At 58.4% G+C, this 10,557-nt stretch carries 7 protein-coding genes; 4 read left to right on the top strand and 3 right to left on the bottom strand.

The annotated features are described in order from the left end of the window. The 3 genes from hisG to EN925_RS08995 form a co-directional block, all read left to right on the top strand. Positions 1-644 (top strand): ATP phosphoribosyltransferase (gene hisG / locus EN925_RS09005; protein WP_245487214.1); only part of this gene is annotated, 644 nt, incomplete at its 5' end. A gap of 332 nt (positions 645-976) precedes the next feature. After that, positions 977-2,749 (top strand): AMP-binding protein, encoded by a 1,773-nt coding sequence (locus EN925_RS09000; protein WP_127369796.1) that lies wholly within the window; start codon positions 977-979, stop codon positions 2,747-2,749. Positions 2,750-2,818: 69 nt separating this feature from the next. Continuing rightward, positions 2,819-3,922, top strand: a complete 1,104-nt coding sequence (locus tag EN925_RS08995) for a calcium:proton antiporter (RefSeq protein ID WP_127366006.1) — start codon at positions 2,819-2,821, stop codon at positions 3,920-3,922. A gap of 436 nt (positions 3,923-4,358) precedes the next feature. On the opposite strand, the gene EN925_RS08990 is transcribed toward EN925_RS08995, so the two are convergent. The 3 genes from EN925_RS08990 to EN925_RS08985 all read right to left on the bottom strand — a co-directional run bounded on the left by EN925_RS08990 (position 4,359) and on the right by EN925_RS08985 (position 9,010). Further along, positions 4,359-7,646 (bottom strand): ATP-binding protein, encoded by a 3,288-nt coding sequence (locus tag EN925_RS08990; protein ID WP_245461016.1) that lies wholly within the window; start codon positions 7,644-7,646, stop codon positions 4,359-4,361. Continuing rightward, positions 7,643-7,999 (bottom strand): hypothetical protein, encoded by a 357-nt coding sequence (locus tag EN925_RS41610; RefSeq protein WP_348629873.1) that lies wholly within the window; start codon positions 7,997-7,999, stop codon positions 7,643-7,645. Before EN925_RS41610 ends, EN925_RS08990 begins: the two co-directional genes overlap by 4 nt. A 333-nt stretch (positions 8,000-8,332) precedes the next feature. Next, positions 8,333-9,010 (bottom strand): MIP family channel protein, encoded by a 678-nt coding sequence (locus EN925_RS08985; protein ID WP_127369362.1) that lies wholly within the window; start codon positions 9,008-9,010, stop codon positions 8,333-8,335. Between the two features lie 181 nt (positions 9,011-9,191). Here EN925_RS08985 and EN925_RS08980 point away from each other — a divergent pair, with 181 nt between their 5' ends. After that, positions 9,192-10,481, top strand: a complete 1,290-nt coding sequence (locus EN925_RS08980; RefSeq protein ID WP_063170136.1) for an RsmB/NOP family class I SAM-dependent RNA methyltransferase — start codon at positions 9,192-9,194, stop codon at positions 10,479-10,481. Positions 10,482-10,557 lie beyond the last annotated feature (76 nt).

Here is a 10,557-nt window from a genome sequence, read left to right as displayed (position 1 = left end):
GCCGACAGGAACACCACTTCGACATCGTCCAGGCCCTCGACGCGGGCGTGGTATTTGCGCTCGTCGAGGGCCTGGACGATGTCGAAGTGGTGTTCCTGTCGGCTTCCGAAATATCAGGCGAGATCGGCCAGGGTGCCGTCGATCTCGGCATCACCGGCGAGGACCTGGTGCGTGAAAACCTTGCCGACTGGGAGAGCCGCGCCGAAATCGTCGCCCGTCTCGGTTTTGGCCATGCCGATGTCGTGGTGGCCGTGCCGGACATCTGGCTCGACGTCGACACCATGGCCGACCTCGACGACGTCGCTGCCGATTTTCGCCAGCGCCATGGCCGGCGGCTGCGCATCGCCACCAAATACTGGCGGCTGACCCAGCAATTCTTCTCGCAGAAGCACGGCATCCAGGTCTACCGCATCGTCGAGAGCCTGGGGGCCACCGAAGGTGCGCCGGCGGCGGGTCTGGCCGATGTCATCGTCGACATCACAACCACCGGCTCGACGCTGCGCGCCAATCATCTCAAGGTGCTGGGCGATGGCCTCGTCCTGCGCTCGCAGGCCTGCCTGGTGGCGTCGAAGAAGACACGCGCGGCGGCCGATGAAGCGGTCCTGCGCGACATCGCGGCGAAGATGGCGGCTGCGGTCGGATAGCGGCGGGCCTTCGCCCGCTGCCCCTCAGGGCTTCGAACCCTGCTTGAAAACCCTGACGGCGGCCGTCCCGCGGTGTCGGTAGCCTTGCGCCGGGGTTTTCCTGTATAGGAATTATTTCCTTGACTGGTGAGGGCAGCTACGCTACATTTTTGCCCATGGTGCTGATTTGCGCCAGTGACCGCCGCCCAGGCGGGTTTTTGCGTTTGATGTTCATCAACCAACGGAGGCCCCGAAGCGTCGTGGGCCGGATCGTTGCCCTGCCACGACTATCGGCGGGATTTTCACCACCCCCTCAGGCTGATAGGCTCGGCCAATCCCGGGAGGAGAGAGCGATGCCGGTCAATCTCGACGAGCTGAAGAATGCCAGCAATCTGCGCGGACGCGGAGCGCGAGCGGGCGGTGTCTTCGTCGCACCCGTCGATGGTAGGGCGCATGTCTCTGGCGAACGCAGCGTGCCGCTGCTCGACAAGACCATCCCCGCGCTGTTTTCCGACACGGTCAGCAAATACGGCACGCTCGACGCCGCCGTCTTCGTCGACCAGGACAAGCGCTTCACCTGGAGTGAACTTTCGGACACGGTGGATGCGCTGGCCGCCGGCTTCCTGGCACTGGGCCTGGCAAAAGGCGATCGCGTCGGCATCTGGTCGCCCAACCGCTGGGAATGGCTGGTGACGCAGTTCGCCACCGCCCGCATCGGCCTGATCCTGGTCAACATCAACCCGGCCTACCGGTTGACCGAGCTCGACTATGCGCTGAACAAGGTCGGCTGCAAGGCGCTGGTCACCGCTGCCAGGTTCAAGACGTCAGATTATCTCGGCATGATCGAGACGCTGGCACCCGAGATCGCCAAGGCCACGCCGGGCAAGCTCAAGGCACAAAAACTGCCGGCGTTGAAGATCGTCATCCGCATGGGTGACGAGAACTCGCCCGGCATGTTCAATTTCGGTGATGTGCTGGCCATGGCCGGGCGTGACGAGCATGACAGCCTCGACCGCATCTCTGAGAAGCTGAAGCCGGGCGAAGCCATCAACATCCAGTTCACCTCAGGCACCACGGGAGCCCCCAAGGGCGCGACGCTGACCCACGGCAACATCGTTAACAACGGCAACTTCGTCACTTCGGCGATCAAGCTGACCGCCGACGACCGGCTCTGCATACCAGTGCCGCTCTACCACTGCTTCGGCATGTCGATGGGCACGATGGGTTGCGTCTCGAAAGGCGCCACCATGGTTTTCCCGGGAGAAGGGTTCGACGCCGGCGCCACGCTGAAGGCGATGGCTCAGGAACGCTGCACCGGGCTCTATGGCGTACCGACCATGTTCGTTGCTCTGCTGGATCATCCGGATTTTTCCGCCTTCGATCTCTCCAGCCTGCGCACCGGCATCATGGCCGGTTCGCCATGCCCGATCGAGGTGATGAAAAAGGTGGTGTCGCTGATGCATATGGAACAGGTGACCATCGCCTACGGCATGACCGAGACCAGCCCGGTGTCGTTCCAGAGCGGCGTCGACGACCCCTTGGAAAAGCGCGTCTCGACCGTCGGGCGGATCCACCCCCATGTCGAGGTCAAGGCGGTCGATGCCGATGGCGCTACAGTTGCGGTCGGCGTACCGGGCGAGCTTTGCACGCGCGGCTATTCGGTGATGAAGGGTTACTGGGACGACGACGACAAGACCCGCGAGGCGATCGACGCCGACGGCTGGATGCACACCGGCGACCTCGCCACCATCGACGCCGAGGGCTATTGCAACATCGTCGGCCGGGTCAAGGACATGGTCATCCGCGGCGGCGAGAACGTCTATCCCAGGGAGGTCGAGGAATTCCTCTACCGCCATCCAAAGGTCAAGGAGGTGCAGGTGTTCGGCATTCCCGACGCCAAATATGGCGAGGAGCTGTGCGCCTGGATCGTGCTCAAGCCCGGCCAGATCGCCACCGAGCAGGAGGTCAGAAACTTCTGCGCCGGCCAGATCGCCCATTACAAGATCCCCCGCCACATCCGCTTCCGCACCGAATTGCCGATGACGGTGACCGGCAAGCCGCAGAAGTTCCTGATGCGCGAGGCGATGGTGGAGGAGCTGGGCTTGGTGGCGCAGAAGACGGCGTGAACGGGTGAACGCTTCGATCTGTCGGTGCGCGAATGCAGCCACGGTTCGCAGCAGCGCGCAGGGGCTTGCATGAGCGGTTTCGGACGTTCGGTGACTTCATATGCGATGCCGCTGGCCGCCTTGGTCATGGCTGTCGCCGTCAGGGCAGGCGGGCTGTCGGCGGACGAAGGTTCGCTGGGCGTCAGGATACTCGTCGGAGCGCTTTCGAGTGCGATCATGTTCACCACCATTTTCGTGGTGCTCGACCACGCCGAGGCTGTGGCTCGGCGTGTAGGAGAGCCCTACGGCACATTGGTGCTGACTTTTGCCGTGACGGCAATCGAGGTGTCGATCATCGTTTCCATGATGCTGCATGGAGAGAACAACCCTACGCTTGCACGTGAGTCCGTCTTTTCAACGGTGATGATTGCATCCACCGGCGTCGTCGGCACGTGTCTTGCGCTTGGCGGCTGGCGCCATCGCAAGCAGGCAATTGTTCGACAAGGGACCAGCGCATATTTGGCGGTTCTGATCGCGCTGACCATCATGACGCTTATTCTGCCAACCTACACACAAGCTACGGGGCCGGGCACATTTTCGGCAGCTCAACTTGGCTTTGTGAGCGTGCTTTCGGTGCTGCTTTATGCAAGTTTTGTGTTCGCGCAGACCGTCCGCCACCGGGAAGACTTTGTCGAAGGGCAGGCCCACGGCGTTTCGCTGCGGACTGCCCCTCACGAAAGCGTCTTTGCCGGCGCATTGCTGCTTTTGATCGGCCTGATCGGCATTGTCATGCTCGCCGAGCAGGTCGCGGCAAGCGTCGAAGATACGCTCGTTGCCTACCAAGTGACCCAGGCTGACAGCATTGTGGGGGCAATGATCGCCGGGCTGGTGTTGATGCCGGAGGCCATTTCGGCGGTTCGCGCTTCACTCAACAATGAGCTGCAACGCGGTTTGAATGTCGCGATGGGTTCCGCTTGCGCCACAATCGGTTTGACAATACCGGCGGTCGCAGCCGCCAGCCTGCTGACGGGCAGAGGGTTAACCCTGGGGCTTCCAGCGACTGACACAGTGCTTTTGATTTTAGCGCTCTTCATATGCAATGTGAGCTTTAGTACTGAAAGAACAACATTCTTGACGGGCGCTGTCCATATCGTGGTATTTCTTACATATATATTTCTTATATTTGTGCCATGAAAGATTTGGCTCGGGCAGGCGCTTGGGTGAGGCGATGAGACCGCCCGTCAACGGACTGCTTGGGTTCATCAGTCTGGAAGCCGACAGCGAGCTGCAGACGACCGACCTTTGCTTGAGATGACGTTTCCGCTTCCGCGCCGAATTGCCGGTGACGGTGACCGCCGGAGAAGTTTGACGAGGCGATGGTGGAGGAACTGGGGCCGGTGGCGGAAGGAACGGCTTGCGGGCTGGCTGCCTTGTGCCAACTGCTGACGCGCGGCGCGCCTCAAATGGGGCCGCAAGCAGACTGTCAGGTTTAGCGAATTGGCGTCTGGTGAACTGATTTTTGGGAGAACCAACAACCTGGTTAGCCGCCGGTAGGAATTCCAAACCACCAATCTAATGGCATCTCATTGAAACCTGCCGTCTATTAGAAGACTGTATCACTACCAGTTTTTCATCGCCTCTTGAGATTTACGCGTATCTCATCACCCAGGAACCAACCACCTCCCTCGCTCCACGAAGAGATGATTCCGCGAGTCTCAAGCCATTGGACCAATGCACGATTTTCATCTGATCTTGGCAATCTTGGAGTGTGATATCCTGTCGTGATCTCAGAGAACGGATCTGGAAGCGCCGCAAGCACCTCGCGCGCTTCGTCGACCGCGATAGTCGAGTGAAACTTGTTGAACAGGGAAATCTGCGTCTCAACGGGCCTTGAATTCAGGATCAGTGACCGCGCTTTAGCCGCATCAATGCCGGATATACGAACGTTGGTGCGGTCAAGAATCGGGCCTATGAGCGCCGCTCGTTTGGGCAGTTCCGTTAGCGTATTCAAATCCATCAGGTCGATTATCGCGCGCTTATCGTCATCTGTTATGTCGGCTTGAAGAAGCCCTTCTCGGAAGACGTCGTCGAGACCGAACATTTCGGGATCGGTGAGATAAGCTTCGATGTTTTCTGCCATGAAAAGGACCGGCAAGTCTGTATTGACATCTAGGCTTTCAAGGGTCTCCTTTGAAAAGGTGATCTTGCGCTCCTCTATGAGAATAGTAAGCTTCGAAGAATCGAGGCTTTTGGGAAAATTCTTAAACGTATTGGGCAACGCTCGGACATATTCCCGGTAACTGTCATCGCTCAGTGCATTCGCGATAACAAGGAATTGGCGTAGCGGCAGTGTCTCGGGACCGTTACGCAGACTGTGCTTCAGAATTACCGCGCGCACATCTTTCCGATCAAGATAGGCCACCAGAGTTTCCGCTGCGAAGCCACTGCCTCCCATGAACGAGATACAATTGTCCCATGTCGGCGCGATACGTCGCAGCTCAAATACCGAGGCGTGCAATTTCTCCGGAACACCCTCCAGCGCTGGCAGGAGAGCCGTCTGTCGACCGAGAAATTCACGAAGATTGTCTTCGTCAAGTTCCTCACGACCTAGGAGATCGGTTATGGCTGCCGCATCTTCTTCAGAATTGTCGTGAAGCTCAAGGAGCACGTCGCTAAGATAGATATCAAGATCGCGTTCGACCCTGGTGATCAAGGCAGGATCTGTGAGCGAACGCAGCGTAGTGTAATTGCGCTCGCGAAACGCCATGAGATTGGTCTCGCCCATGACCTCGCGATAGATGTGTTCCACATTGGCAATCGAGAGTTTAAAAAGGCCACGTCTTACCATGAAGCGCACGATGCCGGTGAACTTTCCTATTGCCGGAAGGTCTCGAACCTCGAAGCCAATGCGCTCGAGGCGTTCGGGTGCCAAGTCAGGTGCAAGTGCCAGAATTTCAGGGAGCTTCGCCGCGACGAAATCAGGGAACTCGTCGCCATCGCGTGCTAGTGTTTCTAGCGCCCTTTCCGGCAGATTGGTTACCAACTGTGTGATATGGGAAAGACTGCGCTTGCTGGCGATTGCCGTCGGAACGAACTGCCTCCATTCGTCAGCCAGGCGGGAAAGCAACTTGGGGACGGCGCGTCCCGTGGCGTAGTAGGCCTCTAAGAAATCTTCGCAGCCTTCGAACTGGGACGCGATGAACTCGAAAAACTTACAAGTCTGATCGCTGTACCGGCTCGCCTCGTTTAGAAGGCAGTCAACCAATTTGACGTTAAGAACATAGCTTTGCCCGAAGTCCGCTTCGCGCATAGCTGCGATGACCTCATTTGGGTTGTCAATCTGAAAGTCGGGGTCGGGGGTAAAGAACGCCCGTATCTGGATCAGAAACTTGTTGTCATTAGGCGACAGCCGGCCAGAATGGAACAGTGACGTATATTGATAGTACGTATCGTCGAGATGGCCTTCTAGAATCAAGAAGCGAGCCAACTCGCCCTTCTCGCCGAAGCCGTCGAAAAGGTCAGTCACAGGGTCGGCGCTTGAACGCACGAGTTCATTGAACTTGGCTGTTCGAAGCGTCGCGATCTTCGCTCTAAGCTCGCGAATCCGTTGCAAGCTCTCGCTCTTGTTGGCCTCAGATTTGCTTTCAATTTCCGCCTTCCGCTGAAAGTAGGTTTTCTCGCTATCCACTTCGTTCTGCAAGGCCGAGATATCAATCCGCTGTCCCCTATTATAGACATCGCGGAAGGTAATCTGAGGAAGTGCGATTAACTGTTCAAACGCGTCGTGCCCAACGAGCGAGTGAAGTGCGATCCAAGACTGCCCGTCAAGGCTGATGCTATTGACGTTCGCAGGAAGCATCTGAACGAGCGTCATTGCGTAGATTTGGCGCAATTCTTTCAGGTCAGAGGGTGTCTGCCTTACGGCAATGTCAATCTTTCGTTCGATTTCCGCTATCTCTGCCTTACAGGCCACCTCCTCGTGCGCAACGAGTTCATCGTGGCGGCCCAGAATGTCAGCGAGATTGCCTTCGCCTCGGTGCAGTTGTTCGAAATCCCTGGGGTAGACGTTCTTATAAATCAGGACCGCAAGAAGCTTGTTGGCGTTGAGAGTATTTTCGTCGTCGGTCTCCAAATTGGCGACGTAGATGGCGTATTCATTGAATATATTCTGAATAAGTCTCAAGTCGTCTAGATACCGTGAGACCTCTCGAAGGAACTGTCGATCAAGACGACCGTCGAGTTCAAGCCTCTTTCCCTGCTCCAGGACCATATCAATCGAGTTCGAAGCGTTTATGATGGGAATAACAGGAATGACGAATTCGAAGAATTTGGTCCGGTCTGTATTAACAAATACGTCGTCGCGCAGAGCGTAAAGAAATCTAATAGTTCGCCTGACTCCCGCGTTCGCATTCACCAAGCCGTTGATTTCACGCAACGTCACGAATATTTCTGCATCTTCGAATCGGTCCAGATCCTCAATGATTACGAGATCATATTCCGTTGCCTGAAAGAAGTAGATAATTTCATCCAAATGACGGTTAAGTATTGAATCGAGATTGTCTGATGCGGGCCTTATTTCTATGTCTTTTAGAGAGATGCTTTTGAGTGACAGCCCAAAGCTGGCGACATAAAATTTGTGCAGCGCAACCCACAAAAAAAGCAACGAGAACCCGAATATTGTGAAATTAGGCCAATTGCTGAATTCGAGTGGATCGAAAAAGGTGCCGCTGACTATCGCTTCCCGCTTTGTGAATACGTACCAAATCGAAAGTAAGCCGAACATAATGTACAGCGATCTGAAGATCGACAGGACGCCAGGGGATTGAATTCGCTTAAAGCGCGACAGTGGAAGTTTGTTGGCATCTGCACCATACAGCATTTGCTGCAGTATGCTTCTTTCAATCTCCTGCCGGCTCACTTTGAGACTTGGGGTGCTAGCTTCTTTGTCGCCTGGTGGCTGGCCTCTTTCACGAACGCCGCGAGAGATATGTGAAGTGAAGGTCTTCGGTATCTTTTCAGGAACGATTGGATGATGCTGCTTTTTCCTGAACCATAAGGCCCCGTCAGCGCTATATTGTTCACCTTCGGGTCTGTCGTCGCGAAGAGCAAAGCTTCGGAATATACACCGGCCTTGTCAGCTTGGTCGGTCGGTGCGAGATTTACAAATTTTGCTTTTGTGACGGCGGGTCGACCAATACCTTCCAAGAGGGCCCCGAAACTAGTGAACCAGCTACCCAGCGAATTTGTTAATGTTGGAATTCGTTTAGCCATAAGTAACCTAAATATCACTGGTCCAAGCGACAAATATCACTGAGGAGCCGGAAAACACCTACTTTTCATCTCCAAGAACTCCGCATTTGGGAATCGATCAGTAAAGTCCCGCCGCCCGCAATCATAGCGGGAAGTAGCCATAGACAATAGCCTCGATGATTGGCAGCTTTCGGGCGCTCACGGTATCAGCCGCAACGACCGAGATTGGGCGCAAAGCTGGCATCTAAGGCCGAGCTATTAAGTCGTCATTGGGGACAAGACTTGACGGCTCGTGCCAGTCGCTCAGGCGCGGGCCATGGCCCGCGCCTTCGCATATTCAGCCTTCCAAAGAGCTCAGTCCTTCTCGAAGATGCGCGCCTTGGCGACGACACCGGCAATGGCGCCGCCGATCAGCGGTGCCACGATGAACAGCCAGAGCTGGCCGATCGCCGCAGTTCCCGAAAACAGCGCCGGACCGATCGAGCGGGCCGGGTTGAGCGACGTGCCGGTCACCGGGATGATGGCGAAGTGCAGCCCTGCCAGCGTCAGGCCGATGACCAGTCCGGCGAACGCCGTCGAGTGCTTTTCGGCCGTGACGCCAAGGATCACGGTGACGAAGGTGAAGGTGCCGATCACTTCCCACAGGAAGGCCGAACTGACACCCCATTTCGTCATATCCCAGCCATTGGCGCCGAAGCCGGTGGTGTGTCCGCCAACCTGGCCGGAGACGATGATCCACAACGCCAGTGAAGCAAGGACGCCGCCGATGACCTGCGCGATCCAGTAGGGGATGACGTCCTTGGCCGGCAGCCGGCCGGCAAGGAAGACGCCGAGCGTCACCGCCGGGTTGAGATGCGCGCCCGAAATGGGGCCGATCGCATAGGCCGCGGCGATGAGGCCGATGCCGAACGCCAGACCGATGCCTTCCTGGCCAAGCGGCAGCGCGCCGCCGAAGCCGCCCGTCACCACAGAAGCCGTACCGATGAACACCAATAGAAATGTGCCTAGAACTTCCGCCAGATAAGTCTTCATTGCCCTCTCCTCGTGTCGATCCGCCGGTTCACCTTTTCGCGCCGCGAATCACAATCGGAAGAGTATTCGCAACCAGAAAAGTTGGAAAGCAGAGCGGTTGTGCCGGCCGACCTGCTTGTGCGCGCCGGTTGCGCGCTCTAGAGCAGGGCCGGAATAATTTTCTGCGTGACGGAACAAGACAATGCGACTGGGCGGAAGGCTGGCTGCGGCCATCGAAGTGCTGGAAGACATCGGCCGGCGCCACCGGCCGGTGGCGGACGCGCTGAAGGATTGGGGCCTGTCGCATCGCTTCGCCGGCGGCGGCGACCGTGCGGCCATCGGCAACATCGTCTATGACGCCTTGCGCCACAAGCGTTCCGCGGGCTGGCTGCTGGGGCAGGACACGCCGCGCGCCATTGGCTTCGGCGCCCTGCTGCTCGAATGGGGGCAGACGGCCCAGTCGCTCAACGAGGCGCTGGATGGTGACAAGTTCGCACCGCCGCTGCTGACCGCCGCCGAGCTTCAGGCCATCGCCGACGGTCGGCTCGCCGATGCGCCGGACGCGGTGCGGGCGGACGTTCCCGACTGGTGCGCGCCGCTTTTCGAGCGAGCCTTCGGCCCGAGTTGGGCCGACGAGGGCGCTGCACTGGCGACGCGCCCGCCGCTCGACCTCAGGGTCAACACCTTGCAGGCCAACCGCGACAAGGTGCTGGCCGAACTGACGGGAACCGGCGCCAAACCCGCGGCAATCGCCCCGCACGGCATCCGCATTCCACCGATCGACGGCGATGGCCGGCACCCGAATGTGCAGGCCGAACCGGCCTTCCAGAAGGGCTGGTTCGAGGTCCAGGACGAAGGCTCGCAGATCGCGGCCGCCCTTGCCGGGGCCGAAGCCGGCATGCAGGTGCTGGATTTCTGCGCCGGCGCCGGTGGCAAGACGCTGGCACTGTCGGCTTCGATGGAAAATCGTGGCCAGATCTTTGCCCATGATGCGGAGAAAGCACGGCTGGCGCCGATCTTCGACCGCATCCGTCGTTCGGAAAACCGCAATGTGCAGGTGGTCACCAAGCCCACGGAACTCGCGCCGCTCGGCAACCACATGGACATCGTGCTGGTCGACGCGCCCTGCACCGGCAGCGGCACGTGGCGGCGCCGCCCCGACGCCAAATGGCGGCTGACGCAGAGGCAGCTCGATACCCGCAAGGGCGAACAGTCGGCGATCCTCGATGCGGCCAAAGCCTATGTCAAACCGGGCGGCCTGCTGGTCTACATCACCTGCTCGGTGTTTGATGAGGAGAATGGCGAGCAGATCGCGGCCTTTCGGGACCGTAACAGCGGCTTTGTTCCCGTCGACCACCGCCAGCTCTGGGACAGCCGTTTTCCCGGCCATCCGGCAGCCGCGCGCATCGGCGCCAAAGGCGACATCTCGCTGTCGCCGGCGCTGAGCGGCACCGACGGGTTTTACTTCTGTGCATTGCGCAGGTCGGCCTGAATCCGATCGGATGTCGCCAATTCCTCGCGGATGCGTGGCGCCAGCCGGCAGGCCAGGCCGATTGTGCAGTGCAGCA

Origin of the sequence: Mesorhizobium sp. M7A.F.Ca.US.006.04.2.1, from assembly GCF_004022915.1 — a bacterium.
GTDB classification, from domain to species: Bacteria; Pseudomonadota; Alphaproteobacteria; order Rhizobiales; family Rhizobiaceae; genus Mesorhizobium; species Mesorhizobium ciceri.
Note: the sequence above shows the minus strand (reverse complement) of the source record. Positions and strands in the feature narration are given on the sequence as shown.